This is a genomic window from Enterococcus sp. DIV1537a (assembly GCF_051712085.1).
GTDB classification, from domain to species: domain Bacteria; phylum Bacillota; class Bacilli; order Lactobacillales; family Enterococcaceae; genus Enterococcus; species Enterococcus faecalis.
In genome coordinates this window covers 2,536,203-2,552,822 of the sequence record NZ_JBIOOE010000001.1, presented here as the reverse complement: position 1 = coordinate 2,552,822, position 16,620 = coordinate 2,536,203, and the positions used below count along the sequence as shown (strand labels likewise).

Genomic DNA, 16,620 nt, shown 5'->3' with positions numbered 1-16,620 from the left:
AGCATATTTACTCGTTTTCCTATATAATAGTAAGAGAAACAGATAGTTTGTAGAAAGAAAGGCGACAAGATGAATTATAGAGAATTAATGCAAAAGAAAAATGTTCGTCCTTACGTATTGATGGCTCGTTTTGGTTTAGAAAAAGAAAACCAACGTAGTACACGAGAAGGGCTTTTAGCGACAACTGATCATCCCACGGTTTTTGGTAACCGTTCTTATCATCCATATATTCAAACAGATTTTAGTGAAACACAATTAGAACTAATCACGCCTGTAGCAAATAGCGGCACAGAAATGCTTCGTTTTTTAGATGCCATTCACGATGTGGCTCGTCGTTCGATTCCAGAAGATGAAATGCTGTGGCCATTAAGTATGCCGCCACAATTACCAACAAAAGATGAAGAGATTAAAATTGCTAAATTAGATCAATATGATGCGGTGTTATATCGTCGTTATTTGGCAAAAGAGTATGGCAAACGAAAACAAATGGTCAGCGGAATTCATTTTAATTTTGAATATGACCAAGCCCTGATTCAGCAATTATATGATGAACAATCCGAAGTGACAGACTGCAAACAATTTAAAACGAAAGTGTACATGAAAGTTGCCCGTAACTTTTTACGTTATCGCTGGTTAATTACGTATCTTTTTGGGGCTTCACCAGTTAGTGAAGACGGCTACTTTAGAGTCTATGACGACCAACCACAAGAACCCATTCGCAGTATTCGGAATAGTACGTATGGCTACAGAAATCATGACAATGTGAAAGTATCTTATGCCTCATTGGAACGCTATTTAGAAGATATTCATCGCATGGTGGAAAATGGTTTACTTTCTGAAGAAAAAGAATTTTATGCGCCTGTGCGCTTACGTGGTGGGAAACAAATGTCTGATCTGCCTAAAACAGGTATTCGCTATATCGAGTTGCGTAATTTAGACTTAAATCCTTTTTCACGTTTAGGCATTGTGGAAGATACCGTGGATTTCTTACATTATTTCATGTTGTATTTATTGTGGACAGATGAAAAAGAAGAAGCGGATGAATGGGTAAAAACTGGCGATATTTTTAATGAACAAGTGGCTCTTGGTCATCCTCATGAAACGATTAAGTTAATTGCAGAAGGCGATCGGATTTTTTCAGAAATGATTGATATGTTAGATGCTCTAGGCATTCGTAAAGGCAAAGAAGTCGTCGGTAAGTATTATCAACAACTGCGGAATCCTCAAGACACCGTTTCTGGCAAAATGTGGACGATTATTCAAGAAAACTCCAACAGTGAACTGGGAAACATTTTTGGAAACCAATATCAAAGTATGGCCTTTGAACGCCCTTATCAATTAGCTGGTTTCCGTGAGATGGAATTATCCACACAAATTTTCTTATTTGATGCGATTCAAAAAGGTTTGGAAATCGAAATTTTAGATGAACAAGAGCAATTTTTGAAACTGCAACATGGCGAGCACATTGAATACGTCAAAAATGCCAACATGACTAGCAAAGATAACTACGTGGTACCATTGATTATGGAAAACAAAACCGTGACAAAGAAAATTTTGTCTGCAGCAGGTTTCCATGTGCCTGGCGGTGAAGAATTTTCATCTTTTATTGAGGCACAAGAAGCACATTTACGCTACGCCAATAAAGCGTTTGTCGTGAAACCAAAATCAACGAATTACGGTTTAGGAATTACCATTTTTAAAGAAGGCGCTTCGTTGGAAGACTTTACGGAAGCGTTACGGATTGCTTTTAAAGAGGACACAGCGGTTTTAATTGAAGAGTTTTTACCTGGAACAGAATATCGGTTCTTTGTGTTAGATAATGATGTAAAAGCCATCATGTTGCGCGTGCCAGCCAATGTTACCGGAGATGGCAAACATACTGTAGAAGAATTGGTGGCCGCTAAAAATAGTGATCCATTGCGGGGGACCAATCACCGTGCACCACTAGAATTAATTCAGTTAAATGATTTAGAAAAACTAATGTTGAAAGAACAAGGTTTAACTATCTATTCTGTGCCAGAAAAAGAGCAAATCGTGTACTTGCGAGAAAATTCTAATGTTAGCACGGGCGGGGATTCGATTGATATGACCGATGTCATTGATGATAGTTATAAACAAATCGCCATTGAGGCCGTAGCTTCTTTAGGAGCCAAAATTTGTGGCATTGATTTAATCATTCCTGACAAAGACGTAAAAGGCACACGTGATAGCTTAACGTACGGGATTATTGAAGCAAACTTTAATCCAGCCATGCACATGCATGTGTATCCTTACGCTGGAAAAGGACGCCGTTTAACAATGGACGTTTTAAAACTTTTATACCCAGAAGTGGTTCAATAAAAAAAGAATACCGCTAAAAAATTCATAATAGATTTTTTGGCGGTATTTTTTATAAAAGCGTTTTCTTGGTGCACCCAATAGGTTATACTAAAGTTATTGCCAATGAAAGTTGTATGACGGTGTCTCTGAGTTAGAGAGGCAGGTGATGCCTATGTGTATCCGATGCACTTTAACGAAAGGAGCATTTTTTTTGTCAATCGAAGCGACATTGGAATTGATGATTAGTTTTGCAACCCTTGTTGCGTTACTGATTTTCGGTATCCTTGAAGCAACGAAAAACAATAAAAAATAACCGTTCACAAGCTTCGTAGGCCGAACGGTTAAGATTCAAAACTTAACTCAGTAAGCCACCGGTTCTTATAACTGGTGTTGGTATAAAAGGAGAGGTATGTACCCGCATACCTCTCTTTTTCATCTTTATAATAGCATAATTCTATTATAAATGGAAGCGCTCATAACTTTCCTTGAGCTTTTTATGAGTGAAATAGTTTTTGCCAAAAGCCTTTTTTAGCTGTTGGCTCTTCTTTTGGCGTTTCTGTTGCTTGAGGATATTTTTCTGTAACGTCAATCACAGGTTCATCGACTGCATGTTTTTCAGCTAACAGTAATCCGAGAGAGTCAGGGTTGTTCTCCACAAAATTGTTAACAATCTTAAAGGTTGCGCCATGCTGATTTAATAATTTAATATAGGTACTTTGCAGGTCAGAAGAGATTTCGCCATTTAAAAGTACTGTAACTTCAGGATGCTTCGCTAATTCTTCTAATAAATGTTTTTGGTTCTGTGCATCTTTCATTTCAGCGACGGTCATGGAGAGACGGCAGCGTTCACGAAATGTGCCCATGTATTTGTGTTGTTCTTCAGGATTAACGAGGGGCGTACCGTACATTCCTTTATCCAGACGTTGTTGTAAGTCATCATTCGCCATTCAGTAACACTCCTTTCCTAACGTTTCCCTCCATTATAGCATATCTTAGATAAGTCGTTGGTCAGTCGGCTTGAGAAGAAGTTTTTAATAAAGGAAAAAAAGTGGTTGCATTTGTGATGGTTTTCTCATACACTGTAATTAAGAATGAGAATCATTCTCAATTAAATAAAAATGGAGTTTTCTCATGAAAAAGATTGGTTTGTTTGTTCTACTATTACTTTTCAGCTTATTGTCATTAGTGATAGGGGTGAAGGACATTGCACTTTCTCAATTGTTTCAATTAGATGCGCAGCAACAATTTGTTTTATTTACCACCCGTGTTCCCCGCACGTTGAGTTTAATCATTGCTGGTAGTACGATGAGTATTTCTGGATTGATTATGCAGCAACTCACACAAAATAAATTTGTCGCTCCTAGTGTCGCTGGAACAACCGATAGTGCAAGGTTGGGTATTTTAGTCGCAATGTTATTTTTCCCAACAGCTCCGTTTCTCTATCGAACGGCAATTGCTTTTATTTTTGCGCTAAGCGGGACCTTATTATTCTTAGCGCTCATTCGATTATTACCAAGTAAGAATCAAGTGATGGTCCCTTTGGTGGGCGTGATGTTTGGTAACATTCTAGGCTCAATTGCCACATTTTTTGCCTATCAATACCAATTGGTTCAAAATATGTCTGCTTGGTTACAAGGAAATTTTTCCACAGTTATGAAAGGGAATTATGAATGGTTATTCTTAATGATTCCTTTGTGGTTTGTTATTTATTTATTTGCTTATCATTTCACTGTCGTTGGTATGGGTGAAGCATTTGCAAATAGTCTTGGCGTCCATTACCAGCGAATTCAGTTTTTAGGTTTGACGCTGGTTGCTTTAGCAAGTGCCATCGTTTTATTGATGGTGGGGAATATTCCGTTTTTAGGGGTTGTGATTCCCAATCTCGTGTCTTTACGTTATGGCGATCATATGAAAAATACCTTGTGGTTAACTGGGAGTTGTGGGAGTTTGTTCTTGTTAATCTGTGATATTTTAGCACGAGTATTGATTGCCCCCTATGAAATTCCTGTCAGCGTGGTTGTCGGAACATTAGGGAGCATTTTGTTCATTTTATTATTACTAAGGGGGCGCAAACGATGAAACGGCCTTTAAAAAAATGGCTTTCATTACTTTTGCTTTTAGCTGCCGTAGTAATTGTGAGTCTTTGTTATTTAACTTATAACACGTATGGCAATTGGTCCTTTGCTTTGGCGTTACGAGGGAAAAAGTTATTGGCTTTTATTTTTGTCGGAATCGCTGCGGCTTTTTCAACCATTAGTTTTCAAACGGTCACGCAAAATCATTTCCTAACGCCAAACATTTTAGGGATGGATTCCTTGTATGTCTTTGTGCAGACGGTGTTATTTTTTCTTTTAGGAGGCGCACAAGCGTTAGGTCAAGTAAGTCTTGGTTCGTTTTTGATGAACGTCTTTTTAATGGTATTTTTAAGCACTAGTTTATCGTATTTTCTATTACGCAAAAATCAATCCGACCTATTCTTATTGTTGATGATTGGCATGATTTTAGGTACTTTTTTCAGTAGTATCAGTACGTTTTTACAAGTGATTATGGATCCTAACGAATACGACTTACTCCAAGGAAAGTTGTTTGCCAGTTTCGGTAACGTCAATAGTCAGTATCTCGTTTTCGTTGGTGTGGCGGTACTCATGATTTGTGGGATACTTTGGCGGGAAAGTTACCGTTTAGACGTTTTACATTTAGGGAACCATCAAGCCCAGAATTTGGGGATTGCTGTGAATCAGTTTCAATTAGTGTTGTTGTGTTTGATCAGTAGTCTGGTCGGCTTATCAACAGCATTAGTGGGACCGATTACATTTTTAGGTTTTATCGTGGCCAATATGAGTTATCAATTCATGAAAACCTATCGCCACCGAGAACTGTTTGTGGCAGGGAGTTTAATAGCAGTCTTTTTACTGGTGTTTGGTCAATTGATGGTTGAACAGGTCTTTCATTTGAATACCCCGCTCAGTGTGGTGATTCAATTTGTTGGGGGCGTTTATTTTATATGGAAAATTATTGCAGAAAGGAAGCAACGCACATGATCCAGATGAGTGATGTATCAAAAAAATATGGCGATAAATTTGTCGTTTCAGACATTGATTTACCTATTTCTGAAGGCAAATTAACGGCCTTTATTGGGCCGAATGGCGCTGGGAAAAGCACGCTGCTAGCCATGATGAGTCGCTTAATTCCCAAAGATACCGGGGAAATTTATCTGGACAAGCAAGAAGTAAAAACCTGGAAGCAATCGGCTTTTTCACAAAAAATTGCCCTTTTAAAACAAGCCAACGGTGTACAACTTAAATTAACTGTGCGAGAACTGGTCAATTTTGGTCGTTTTCCTTATTCCAAAGGTCGCTTAAAAAGCGCTGATCATGAAAAAGTAACAGAAGCACTGGAACAATTGGGCTTAACTGAAATGGCAGAAGAATACATTGATACCCTTTCTGGAGGCCAATTACAACGGGCGTATATTGCCATGATTTTAGCCCAAGATACCGATTATATTTTATTGGATGAGCCCTTAAATAACCTCGACATGAATTATGCGGTTCAAATGATGCAGATTCTTAAACGCTTAGTGGATGAACTAGGAAAAACGATTCTGATTGTTCTACATGATATTAATTTTGCCGCAAGCTATGCAGATGAAATTGTCGCCATGAAAGGCGGAAAGCTCTATGCGCATGGCGCAACAGAGGAAGTTATTCAAACAAGTATTTTAAATGATCTTTATGAAATGAATATCCGGATTTGTGAAATTGAAGGAAAACGCTTTTGTCTTTATCACTAAATCGGGCAATTTAAAAATAACGTTTTTGGAGGAAAAGAATGAAAAAGAAATTTTTAGCAATGATGGCAGTTTCAATGATGGGACTGTTAATGTTAAGTGCTTGTCAAACAAATAAAAAAACAGCAGATTCTGCAACAACAGAAACAGCAGCTAAAACGGAAGTCACAGTCAAAGACACCAATGGTCAATTAACCGTTCCCAAAAATCCTAAGAAAGTCGTTGTTTTTGATAATGGTTCCTTGGATACAATGGATGCACTAGGTGTTGGTGACCGCGTGGTAGGTGCGCCAACCAAAAATATCCCTGCGTATTTGGAAAAATACCAAAAAGTTGAATCAGCAGGCGGTATTAAAGAACCAGATTTAGAAAAAATCAATCAACTAAAACCAGACTTAATTATTATTTCTGGTCGTCAACAAGATTATCAAGAACAATTAAAAGCCATTGCGCCAACCATTTACTTAGCTGTAGATGCCAAAAATCCTTGGGCATCAACGAAACAAAATATCGAAACGTTAGGCACTATTTTTGATAAAGAAGAGGTAGCCAAAGAAAAAATAACCGGCTTAGAAAAAGAAATTGCTGACGTGAAAAAACAAGCAGAAGCTAGCGCGAATAATGCGCTTGTTGTGTTAGTTAACGAAGGACAACTTTCCGCTTACGGAAAAGGCTCTCGTTTCGGTTTAATTCATGATACATTTGGCTTCAAAGCAGCAGACGATAAGATTGAAGCTTCCACTCATGGGCAAAGTGTTTCTTACGAATATGTTTTAGAAAAAAATCCTGGGATTCTCTTTGTGGTAGATCGCACCAAAGCAATTGGTGGCGACGATTCAAAAGATAACGTCGCTGCAAACGAATTGATTCAAAAAACCGATGCTGGTAAAAATGATAAAGTCATTATGCTTCAACCAGATGTTTGGTATCTAAGCGGTGGTGGATTAGAATCAATGCATTTGATGATAGAAGACGTTAAAAAATGATTAGAGTAAAATTGTTTTAGAAAAGAGGGATTGAAACCTCTTTTCTTTTTTTGATGAAAAACAAAAAAGTTTTAAATTAAAAATGTAGTTGACGGCCTCGAAAATGTTTGCTAAACTATCCGTAAATCAGTATGATTGATGAAACAAATAAAAGAACAAAATGTGATGAGAAGGAAAGTACTTTTTAAAATAGCTTGCAGAGAGCCTCGTTTGGTGAGAAGAGGTAGTGACGTTAAAGGGGAAAATGGCCTTTGAACAGGTTGGTTGAAGCCGTTTGCTTAAACCAATTCAGGTGCGCCTGTTATAGCGCTACAGTATGATTGTACTGGAAACGAGCGGATCTTTTTTAGCGAAGAGATCAACAAAGGTGGTACCGCGATTGCATAAGCATTCGTCCTTTTTAGGACGAATGCTTTTTTTATTTGTTTAAAAAATATGAGGGGGCAACAACATGAAATTGGGGAAAAAAGTAGTAGGTTTGATTGCAACAGGGTTTCTTTTAGCCGCATGTGGCGGAACCAAAGAAGCGGCAGAGAAAGTAGATTCGGGAAATTTAGCAGCTGAACAAAAAATCAGTATTAGTTCACCTGCATCAATCTCAACATTGGATACAACACAAACAACAGATAAAAATACCTTTACAATGGCGCAACATTTATTTGAAGGCCTGTATCGGTTTGATGATGATAGTGCCACGGTGCCAGCTCTAGCTAAAGATGTCAAGATTAGTGACGATGGGCGCAAGTACCACTTTACCTTGCGGGAAGGGATTAAGTGGAGTAACGGCGAGCCAATCACGGCCCAAGATTTTGTTTATTCTTGGAAAAAACTGGTGACACCAGCGACGATTGGACCGAATGCCTATTTACTAGATAGTGTTAAAAATAGTTTTGAAATACGCAACGGTGAAAAGTCAGTCGATGAATTAGGGATTTCAGCCCCTAATGACAAAGAATTCATTGTTGAATTAAAACAGGCCCAACCTTCCTTCTTAGCAGTCGTTTCGATTGCTTGGTTAGCGCCACAAAATCAAAAATTTGTCGAAGCGCAAGGCAAAGATTACGCCTTGGATAGTGAACATTTACTTTATAGCGGGCCATTTACGCTAGCCAATTGGGATGCGACTTCAGATACTTGGACATTGAAAAAAAATCCAGAATACTATGATGCGGATCAAGTGAAACTGGCAGAAGTTGCGGTTAGTACAATCAAAGAAGATAATACTGGGATTAACTTATATCAAGCGAATGAACTAGACTTAGTTCGCATTAACGGACAATATGTTCAACAATATCAAGAGGATCCAGGCTATGTCAGTCATCCAGATGTGGCCAACTACTTCTTAGATTTCAACAAAAAAGAAGGAACGCCATTAGCGAATGTTCATTTACGAAAAGCGATTGGCCAAGCAATTGATAAAGAAGCCTTAACACAAAGTGTCTTAAACGATGGGTCAAAACCCCTCAACGGATTGATTCCAAGTAAACTTTATGCGAACCCAGAAACAGATGAAGATTTCCGAGCTTACAGTGGCGAATATTTGAAAAATGACATCAAAAAAGCCCAAGCTGAATGGACGAAAGCCCAAGCGGATGTCGGTAAAAAAGTGAAACTTTCCTTGCTAGCGGCAGATACAGATCAAGGAAAACGAATTGCGGAATATGTTCAAAGTCAGTTACAAGAAAATCTGCCAGGTTTAGAAATTACCATTTCATCGCAACCAAGTAATAATGTGAACCAATCGCGACGTGAAAAAAATTACGAGTTGTCTCTTTCAGGTTGGATTGCCGGCAGTAGTGAATTAGACTCTTACTTTAACTTATATGCAGGAGAATCAAGTTACAATTATGGCAATTATCATAATGCCAAATACGACCAACTGGTAGAAGATGCACGAACGATTAATGCCAATAATCCAGAGAAACAGTTTGCAGAATACAAAGAAGCGGAAGACATCTTGTTGAACCAAGATGCTGCCCAAGTACCGCTGTATCAAAGTGCCTCAAATTATCTAATCAATCCTAAATTGAAAGGCATTAGTTATCACTTGTATGGGGATTATTTCCACTTGCGCAATGCTTATTTAACAGAATGATTCAGGAAGAAGGAGTAAAAAATGGAAAAATTAGTCGAACGATTTTTAACTTACGTGAAAGTTAACACCCGTTCAGATGCCAACAGTCAAACCACACCGACGACGGTCGGGCAAGTGGTTTTAGCAAGAATGATTGAAACAGAACTGCATGAATTAGGTTTGGCCGATGTGCATTATAACGAACAAAACGGTTTTTTAACGGCAAGGTTGCCTGGTAACCAACCTGCAGCGAAGAGCATCGGCTTGATTGCACATCTGGATACGGCGGATTTTTCAGCAGAAAACATCCGTCCACAAGTCATCACTAATTATGATGGCCAAGATGTCCTCTTGAATCAAGAACAAGGCATCGTTTTATCGGTTGCTGAATTTCCCAATTTAAAAGAGTATCAAGGGGAAACGTTGATTACTACAGACGGAACCACACTTTTAGGAGCAGATGACAAAGCGGGAATTGTCGAGATTTTAGCTGCTGTTGAGTATTTTTTGGCACATCCAGAAGTAGCGCGGGGGGATGTTTGGCTCGCTTTCGGTCCAGATGAAGAGATTGGACGCGGGGCCGATCAATTTGATGCGCCGAACTTCCCAGTCGCTTTTGCGTATACAATCGACAGTGGCCGCGTGGGGCATTTCGAGTATGAAACGTTTAACGCTGCTCAAGCTGTGATAACAATTGAGGGAACCAGTGTCCATCCGGGAACGGCCTATGGTTCGTTAGTAAATGCCATTAAATTAGGCGAACAACTTGATCAATCACTGCCGCAAAAGGAAGTACCAGAACAAACACGTGGAAATGAAGGATTTTATTTACTCAATAAATTTACAGGAAGTATTGAAAAAGCAGAACTTGTCTATATCATTCGGGATCATGATCAAGAAAACTTTCAAGCGAGAAAGCAATTTTTGGAAAAACAAGTCCAACGTTTAAATGCGCTGGCGGATAAACCCAGACTAACAATTACTTTCCAAGACCAATACTATAATATGAAGGAAATCATCGAAAAAGATTGGACGCCTGTAGAATTGGCCGTCCAAGCAATGGAAAGTTGTGACATTGAACCAATCATCACGCCATTTCGTGGCGGGACAGATGGTTCTAAGATTTCTTTCATGGGCATTCCCACGCCTAATCTATTTACAGGTGGCGAGAATTTTCACGGGCAATATGAATTTATTACCGTTGAATCAATGGCCAAAGCTGTTCAAACGATCATTGCCATCATTCGCTTAAACGCCAATTAAAGAAACACGCGAGGGAAATGCCGATTTTCCTTGCGTGTTTCGCTGTTTTTCGGTAAAGTATTTAGAAAAGTAGGGAGTTTTGCTCATGAATTATCCATTGATTTTTGCAGAAAACCAACAATTGGAAACGGAACGATTGCATTTACGACCAGTGACATTAGCAGATACAGATGATTTATTTGAATATGCTTCAGATGAAGAAACGACGCGTTTTGTGTTTCCTAAAAATGAAACCAAAGAAGAAACAAGAGCCAGTATTGCGAAATATTTTATGGGGGAACCATTAGGAAAATATGGGATTGAAGTGAAAAAAACAGGCAAAATGATTGGCACGATTGATTTGCGGGTCAATGAAACCAATAATATTGGAGAATTAGGCTATGTCTTGAACCGTGCCTTTTGGGGCAAAGGCTACATGCCTGAAGCCGCGACGGCGTTAGTTGAACTGGGTTTTGCAAAAATGAAACTCATGAGAATCTTTGCTTTACATGATCAAGACAATCCAGCTTCTGGTCGTGTCATGGAGAAAATTGGTTTTACCTACGAAGGAACACTGCCCAATGCCCGAATTAGTAAAGGGAAAATTGTCACAGATGTTTATCGTGGGATGACGCTGGAAACATGGCAAAATCGACAAAAATAGAAGTGTAAGACGAGTTGAGAGAGGAATTAGAGAAATGTTGATGTTTACAGAAAAAGAATTCGCAGCCTTTGAAGTTGCTGGATTAGATGAACGAATGGCGGTTATCCGTGCGCAAATTCAACCGATTTTTCAAGAATTAGACACGTATTTTGCCGAACAACTAGCGCCTGAACTAGGAACGGAGTTGTTTGTCCATATTGCGCAACATCGCCGTCGCACCGTGTATCCACCAGAAAATACTTGGTCCGCACTCAGTCCGAATAAGCGCGGCTATAAAATGCAGCCGCATTTTCAATTAGGCATTTGGGGCGACTATGTGTTTATGTGGTTGTCATTTATTGATAATCCTAAAAATGAAAAGCAGATTGCGCAAGCCTTTTTAGAGAATCAGCAATTATTCCAAGTATTACCAGAAGATACGTATGTTTCTTTGGATCACACGGTTCCTCAAATTACTCCGCTGCCAGACACGGATTTAGAAAAAGCCTTAACTCGTTTTAGAGATGTAAAGAAAGGGGAATTTGAAATCGGGCGCATCATTCCCAAAGATAGTGCTTTATGGCAAAGCCCTGAAAAAGCACGAGCTTATATGTTGGCAACCTACCAACAACTCCTGCCATTGTACCAATTGGCTGTTGCCCAATAAGAGAAACAGACAGTTATTTTGTGTTTTAGTGTTATTTTATCGAATTATCCAATCGTCAAAAATGAGAAAAGCTCACAATGTTAGTATCGAAAACTAACTTTGTGAGCTTTTCTGAGGTTTGGTTAGTAAAAATTTAAGAAATTAAAGGCGATTTCTAAAGGATAAACGTGTTTCGACAATCATTTTCAAAGGATAGCTTTAAATAACAAAGTGCGAAACCCTTGCCATATAAGAGTTTTGTGGAAAATAGGGTTGTCAAATGGAAAATAATGGTGTTTTGGAAAGCTTTTTCTTTGTTATTATAGAGACATGAAAAAAGGTGGTTTGAGCAGTAATTGTAGAGAAACTCAAATCTGTTGTTGAATTAAAAGGAGGTTTTTAAATGAAAAAAAGCGTTATTTAATGATTGCGTGCCTACTATTTTCCCCTAGTTTTTTTATAAATGTTGAAGCGTCTGAACGTGGTTCTAGTTCGGTGGGGATTGAATTTTACAAAAAGGCACCCCCGAAAGAAGAGCCCTCACCGAAAACAGATCAACCAGGGGCAAGTCCTAAGAGGAAAGGACTAGGACAGACAGGCACTAATCAAGGTGTAGCAGGTGGTCAAGGCACCATTACCACTGGCAATAAACAGCTACCGCGCACAGGGAGTAAGCGGCAGGCGAATCTTAGCATTCTCGGCTTAGCCTTAATTGGCTTAGTGGGAATGGTACATAGAAAGAAGGGGCAGCATGAAACAGATAAAATTTAAACAGTTAGCAACATTTGGCTTATGTTGTTCATTATTAGGCAATTCATTGACAGGCGTCACAGCGGTTGCGGAAACTGTGACGATTGAAAGTAGTCCGACGACAGAGTCTACGAAAGAAAGTACAGAGAAAAATACTAAGGAAAGTACAAGAGAAACAGAATTACAGACAAATAAAACAGAAGAAGAGACTTCAAAAGTAGAAGTCACCAAGGAAGAAACTACTTCAGAAAAACAAGAGACCACGGAAACGGTTGAAGAAGGAAACTCAAAGGCTACGGAAGAGTTTAACGACTGAGGGAGTCTGTTACAACCAAAGCAAATTTCTCCTAAAGCAGCGAAAGCGGTAGAACAAACTGCGACTATTCCAGCTGTTACATATAGATTCGGCTTTATTAATGAAAAAGGAGCGATGATTGCACCATCTTCTTTTGTGATGCAAACTAATTTAACGACGGTCATGAATGCAACGTCGAAACAAGTCGGCACAGCTACTGGAGTAAATAATGGTAGTTTAAAACACTTGACAATACCAAGCCAAATGTTGACACATACAGCTGGGACTAACCCCGCCTTTTCAGGTGCAACAGATTTTCAACTAACAATTCCAAGATATTATAAGACGCCTACAGTAAAACCAGGAGCACACTATACAGGATCTAGTACGGCTTACCCAATAGCTACAACAAAAGTAAGATATATAAATAATACACATGAGGAACGTCTTGAAGTGAACGGGGAACAGTATCGCTTACATGCAACAACAACTGCCCATTCTTATGGAATGTATCAAAGTTATTGGGTGATAGATTCAACCAAAACAAGGCTGAACGGGGTTTTATCGCGTGCTATTACAGATAATGATGTAGGAAACAGCCAACCAAGCTATTACACCACAGACGATACGATGTATTATTTCTTAGAAAACCGCCGTATTACTGAGAATTTCGTCGATGCCACAGGTGCCAAAATTACACCACCAACTGGCTTCACACAAGGGAAACAAACAGTGATTGATAGTAGCCCGTACACCTTTAAACAAAGTGGCACTTTACCAGATACTTACACAAGTGGCGGTAAAACTTACAAGTTCAAAGGTTGGTACAAAGGCAAAACCAAACCAACAACCTTACAAACAACGAAAACACCAAGCTATGCAGTGACCTTTAATGATAATGATGATTTGAATGTGGTGTATGAGGTGGACACGACTAAAGACTACAATTTCCCAAGTAGAGCTGTAAGCTTCCAATTTGTCAATGAAGCCGGAGCAATTTTATTACCAACGCCTTTTACAATAACAACCGATTTACAACAAGAAATTAATTCCGCTTATACAAAGCTTGGATCAATTACTGGAACTAATTCAGGAAATACCAAACAGGTGACGATTCCTGCTAGAACGATTAGAGCAGATGTATCTTTAGGCGGTGTGAATAACTATGGAACGACTAATACGAGAATTACTATTCCAAAATTTTATGAAAATATCTCTGTCTACACGGGAAGTTCTTATACACAAGCTACGTTGAATCGTTATTCAACTGCAGATAATACATTAATCGGTAACCCAGCCAGTAATGCGCCATTGTATTACGGACTAAACAAAATGACAACAACACAATTTAAAATGGATGAATTTGATTCGACAACTACAATTCCAGAACAATCGAAGTATCTGTATAATTGATTGTATGTATCAGGAGCAACAAATCTATTTAATTCTTATTACACACCAGTAGGGACGATTTACTATCAGTTAACCAATCGCAAGGTTACCGAGAATTTCGTCGATGCCACGGGTGCTAAAATCACGCCGCCTGCTGATTTCACCCAAGGCAAACAAACCGTGATTGACAGTGATAACTTCACGTATACGAGCACCAAAGCCTTGCCAGCTAGCTACACAGCAGATGGTAAATCTTATCAGTTCAAAGGTTGGTACAAAGGTACTGATAAAACTGCGCTGAAAACGACGAAAACGCCAAGTTATGCCGTAACTTACGATGACAAAGATGACATGACGGCAGTCTATGAGGAAGTCCAAGCAACGGCAGAAATGACGGTCAATCGGTTACTAGAAGTTGTCCCCAATGAAGCTTCTATGATTTGGACAGTTAGACTAAAAAACACCAGTGAAGTTCCGTTGACCAATGTTAAACTAGCACCAACGGCCAAATGGGCGGCAGGTATTTCGGCGCCGACCCAATTAGCTGTTCGCATTAGTAATACACCAAACAAAATTATCCCAGTGACGGCAGAACAATGGCGCACAGGAGTTAACTTGGGTGTGGAAATTCCGGTGAATGGTGAAGCTTTAGTGACAGTGAACACAGCGAAAATCACTGGAGAACCAAGGCAACTTTTAACCGCAGAAATGACAGCTAGTAACTTTGTGCGTATTCAAGGCGAAGATCAAACGATTACGCCTGCGCCAGCAGAGGAAGGTTTCATTAGTACACCAACGTTTGATTTTGGGAAAATTACGATTAGCAGTAGTGCCAAACAGTACGGTCTGAAAAAAGCAGCTGATTATTATGGGAATGGCACACGTAATCCGTATTTGCGGATAAAGAAAAGCCAACCCAATTGGCAGTTGACAGCACAATTATCACAGCTAAAAGCGTCTGCCGATAGTTTGCCAACTAGTACGCGCTTATTATTAGGCAATGCAGACGTTGTAACAATCGAAAACTATAATCAAGTCACAGAATTAACGAATAAAGTTGGAATTACGGAGCCGTTAGCTTTGACGAGTGATGGCACATCTACACCAGTAATTCTTAATAACCAATTTACAGGTAATGATGTCTATCAATTAGAGTTTGATTTTGTTAGCGTGAAATTAGAGGTTCCTGCCAATCAAGGGAAAATAAATGAAAAATATCAAGGAACGGCAACGTGGAACTTAGTCACTGGACCTTAAAAAAAATAGTAAATCGCCCTCAAAAAGTCTAACTTTTTGGGGACGGTTTACTATTTTATGGAAAGCCAATTTTATCTAACGGATAATAACGAAAAGTCAAAACACCTTCCACACTCTCTTGTTTAACAAAGCCAAAGTAACGACTGTCATCTGAGCGCGGGCGATTATCCCCCAAGACAAAATACATGCCTTCTGGAACGGTCAGGGATTGGGTGGCTTCTAAGGTCTCTAAGGTAAAATCTTGGGTATAATTTTCATTTTTAGAGACATTTCGTTTAGCACTTGCTAAGTAATCTTCACTGAGTGATACACCATTAATATAAAGGGTATCATCGCGATACTCGACTGTTTCGCCAGGTAAACCAATTAAACGTTTGGCTACTCGTTGGTCGTTGCGAGGACTAGGGAAAGCGATAATATCAAAGCGCTGAGGCTTTTTAATCGAGGTCACCCATAAACGGTCGTTGTTATGAAGTGTTGGTTCCATTGAAGAGCCGTTCACCGCAGCAGGGGAGAACACATAGTGTCGAATCAGCAAGACAGCGACGACTAACAAAACCAACTGAACCAATCGTTTTAATAATGAGGACATGGACTTCACTCCTTTGTCCTTTTAGTGTACTACAGACAAGGAAAAGAAAAAAGTTTTCCCCTTAAGAAAGGTGTGCTAAAAAACGTTTCATAAAGCGTTGGCGAATTAAAATACCAACATAAGCAGCTGCGACAGCCTTGATGATACCAGGAATAATAAACGGAGCAAACCCGCCAGCGAAAGCGTTTGGCCACGGTAGATTTGCGGAATATTTCAACCAAATCATACCGAAAACTAAGGTAACTAAGGCGCCGGCAATATTTGCGATAATGGCCCAAGTATAGTTAAAGGTTGTTTTTTCTAAAATATAACCAGTTAATAAGCCGTTGAAGATAAACCCGATTAAATAGCCGCCAGTTGGTCCAAAGAGTACACCGAACCCGCTAGACATCCCAGCATAAACGGGTAAACCAATTAATCCTAATAAGAAGTAAATTAAAATAGCGTAGGTCCCCGTTCGCTTACCCAAAACGGTAGCGGTTAAGCCGATGGCAAATGTTTGTCCGGTTAGTGGGACAATCCCCAATGGAATTGTAAATTGTGAAAGTACAGCAATAATCACAGCGAATTCTGCTGCTAAAATTAAAGAGCGTAACGATGCTTTATTCATAAGAAGCCTCACTTTCTATTGTTA

The 16,620-nt window shown here is 39.2% G+C and carries 15 protein-coding genes, 1 pseudogene and 1 other annotated feature; of the genes and pseudogenes, 13 read left to right on the top strand and 3 right to left on the bottom strand.

Going from position 1 to position 16,620, the window contains the following annotated elements:
* Positions 1-69: 69 nt before the first annotated feature.
* Both gshAB and IGJ41_RS12540 read left to right on the top strand, forming a co-directional pair.
* Entirely contained in the window at positions 70-2,340 is a 2,271-nt protein-coding gene (gshAB, locus tag IGJ41_RS12545) for a bifunctional glutamate--cysteine ligase/glutathione synthetase (protein WP_153853911.1), read from the top strand.
* 190 nt (positions 2,341-2,530) lie between these two features.
* Positions 2,531-2,632 (top strand): putative holin-like toxin, encoded by a 102-nt coding sequence (locus IGJ41_RS12540; protein WP_162780856.1) that lies wholly within the window; start codon positions 2,531-2,533, stop codon positions 2,630-2,632.
* 181 nt (positions 2,633-2,813) lie between these two features.
* Here IGJ41_RS12540 and IGJ41_RS12535 read toward each other — a convergent pair whose 3' ends face one another.
* Positions 2,814-3,266, bottom strand: coding sequence for a YueI family protein (locus tag IGJ41_RS12535; RefSeq protein WP_002359057.1), 453 nt, complete (start codon positions 3,264-3,266; stop codon positions 2,814-2,816).
* Between the two features lie 184 nt (positions 3,267-3,450).
* Here IGJ41_RS12535 and IGJ41_RS12530 point away from each other — a divergent pair, with 184 nt between their 5' ends.
* The 11 genes and pseudogenes from IGJ41_RS12530 to IGJ41_RS12480 all read left to right on the top strand — a co-directional run.
* Positions 3,451-4,398, top strand: a complete 948-nt coding sequence (locus IGJ41_RS12530) for an ABC transporter permease (protein WP_010816821.1) — start codon at positions 3,451-3,453, stop codon at positions 4,396-4,398.
* Positions 4,395-5,360 carry an iron chelate uptake ABC transporter family permease subunit gene (locus tag IGJ41_RS12525; protein ID WP_002371665.1) on the top strand — a complete coding sequence of 322 codons (966 nt, stop codon included), beginning with the start codon at positions 4,395-4,397 and terminating at the stop codon, positions 5,358-5,360. Before IGJ41_RS12530 ends, IGJ41_RS12525 begins: the two co-directional genes overlap by 4 nt.
* A complete protein-coding gene (locus IGJ41_RS12520) occupies positions 5,357-6,112 on the top strand; it encodes an iron ABC transporter ATP-binding protein (protein ID WP_002354962.1) in 756 nt (251 codons plus the stop codon). Before IGJ41_RS12525 ends, IGJ41_RS12520 begins: the two co-directional genes overlap by 4 nt.
* A 38-nt stretch (positions 6,113-6,150) precedes the next feature.
* On the top strand, positions 6,151-7,095 hold the full coding sequence (locus tag IGJ41_RS12515; protein WP_438714535.1) for a siderophore ABC transporter substrate-binding protein: 945 nt from the start codon (positions 6,151-6,153) through the stop codon (positions 7,093-7,095).
* A 156-nt stretch (positions 7,096-7,251) separates the two neighbouring features.
* Positions 7,252-7,497, top strand: a binding site (T-box leader).
* A 49-nt stretch (positions 7,498-7,546) separates the two neighbouring features.
* Positions 7,547-9,190: a peptide ABC transporter substrate-binding protein gene (locus IGJ41_RS12510; protein WP_156210189.1), complete on the top strand. Its 1,644-nt coding sequence runs from the start codon at positions 7,547-7,549 to the stop codon at positions 9,188-9,190.
* A gap of 21 nt (positions 9,191-9,211) precedes the next feature.
* Positions 9,212-10,432, top strand: a complete 1,221-nt coding sequence (gene pepT, locus IGJ41_RS12505; protein ID WP_010816819.1) for a peptidase T — start codon at positions 9,212-9,214, stop codon at positions 10,430-10,432.
* Between the two features lie 85 nt (positions 10,433-10,517).
* The gene (locus IGJ41_RS12500) at positions 10,518-11,075 is read left to right on the top strand and encodes a GNAT family N-acetyltransferase (RefSeq protein WP_153853909.1); all 558 of its coding nucleotides are present in this window, start codon (positions 10,518-10,520) and stop codon (positions 11,073-11,075) included.
* A gap of 34 nt (positions 11,076-11,109) precedes the next feature.
* Positions 11,110-11,721 (top strand): YktB family protein, encoded by a 612-nt coding sequence (locus tag IGJ41_RS12495; RefSeq protein ID WP_153853908.1) that lies wholly within the window; start codon positions 11,110-11,112, stop codon positions 11,719-11,721.
* Between the two features lie 402 nt (positions 11,722-12,123).
* Positions 12,124-12,471: an LPXTG cell wall anchor domain-containing protein gene (locus IGJ41_RS12490; RefSeq protein WP_153853907.1), complete on the top strand. Its 348-nt coding sequence runs from the start codon at positions 12,124-12,126 to the stop codon at positions 12,469-12,471.
* Complete coding sequence (locus IGJ41_RS12485; protein WP_153853906.1) at positions 12,452-12,766, top strand: hypothetical protein; 315 nt, start codon at positions 12,452-12,454, stop codon at positions 12,764-12,766. Before IGJ41_RS12490 ends, IGJ41_RS12485 begins: the two co-directional genes overlap by 20 nt.
* A gap of 51 nt (positions 12,767-12,817) precedes the next feature.
* Positions 12,818-15,394, top strand: a pseudogene (locus IGJ41_RS12480) (WxL domain-containing protein); the annotation flags it as partial.
* Between the two features lie 55 nt (positions 15,395-15,449).
* On the opposite strand, the gene lepB reads toward IGJ41_RS12480, so the two are convergent.
* The gene (gene lepB / locus IGJ41_RS12475; RefSeq protein ID WP_153853903.1) at positions 15,450-15,986 is read right to left on the bottom strand and encodes a signal peptidase I; all 537 of its coding nucleotides are present in this window, start codon (positions 15,984-15,986) and stop codon (positions 15,450-15,452) included.
* 61 nt (positions 15,987-16,047) lie between these two features.
* Positions 16,048-16,596 carry a biotin transporter BioY gene (locus IGJ41_RS12470; protein ID WP_002354975.1) on the bottom strand — a complete coding sequence of 183 codons (549 nt, stop codon included), beginning with the start codon at positions 16,594-16,596 and terminating at the stop codon, positions 16,048-16,050.
* Positions 16,597-16,620 lie beyond the last annotated feature (24 nt).

Excerpts from the sequence above, each read along its gene's own strand:
- IGJ41_RS12515 (WP_438714535.1), top strand. The coding sequence starts at position 6,151 with ATGAAAAAGAAATTTTTAGCAATGATGGCAGTTTCAATGATGGGACTG.
- IGJ41_RS12535 (WP_002359057.1), bottom strand. The coding sequence starts at position 3,266 with ATGGCGAATGATGACTTACAACAACGTCTGGATAAAGGAATGTACGGT.
- IGJ41_RS12500 (WP_153853909.1), top strand. The coding sequence starts at position 10,518 with ATGAATTATCCATTGATTTTTGCAGAAAACCAACAATTGGAAACGGAA.
- gshAB (WP_153853911.1), top strand. The coding sequence starts at position 70 with ATGAATTATAGAGAATTAATGCAAAAGAAAAATGTTCGTCCTTACGTA.
- IGJ41_RS12525 (WP_002371665.1), top strand. The coding sequence starts at position 4,395 with ATGAAACGGCCTTTAAAAAAATGGCTTTCATTACTTTTGCTTTTAGCT.
- lepB (WP_153853903.1), bottom strand. The coding sequence starts at position 15,986 with ATGTCCTCATTATTAAAACGATTGGTTCAGTTGGTTTTGTTAGTCGTC.
- IGJ41_RS12470 (WP_002354975.1), bottom strand. The coding sequence starts at position 16,596 with ATGAATAAAGCATCGTTACGCTCTTTAATTTTAGCAGCAGAATTCGCT.
- pepT (WP_010816819.1), top strand. The coding sequence starts at position 9,212 with ATGGAAAAATTAGTCGAACGATTTTTAACTTACGTGAAAGTTAACACC.
- IGJ41_RS12510 (WP_156210189.1), top strand. The coding sequence starts at position 7,547 with ATGAAATTGGGGAAAAAAGTAGTAGGTTTGATTGCAACAGGGTTTCTT.
- IGJ41_RS12530 (WP_010816821.1), top strand. The coding sequence starts at position 3,451 with ATGAAAAAGATTGGTTTGTTTGTTCTACTATTACTTTTCAGCTTATTG.
- IGJ41_RS12485 (WP_153853906.1), top strand. The coding sequence starts at position 12,452 with ATGAAACAGATAAAATTTAAACAGTTAGCAACATTTGGCTTATGTTGT.
- IGJ41_RS12490 (WP_153853907.1), top strand. The coding sequence starts at position 12,124 with ATGATTGCGTGCCTACTATTTTCCCCTAGTTTTTTTATAAATGTTGAA.
- IGJ41_RS12495 (WP_153853908.1), top strand. The coding sequence starts at position 11,110 with ATGTTGATGTTTACAGAAAAAGAATTCGCAGCCTTTGAAGTTGCTGGA.
- IGJ41_RS12520 (WP_002354962.1), top strand. The coding sequence starts at position 5,357 with ATGATCCAGATGAGTGATGTATCAAAAAAATATGGCGATAAATTTGTC.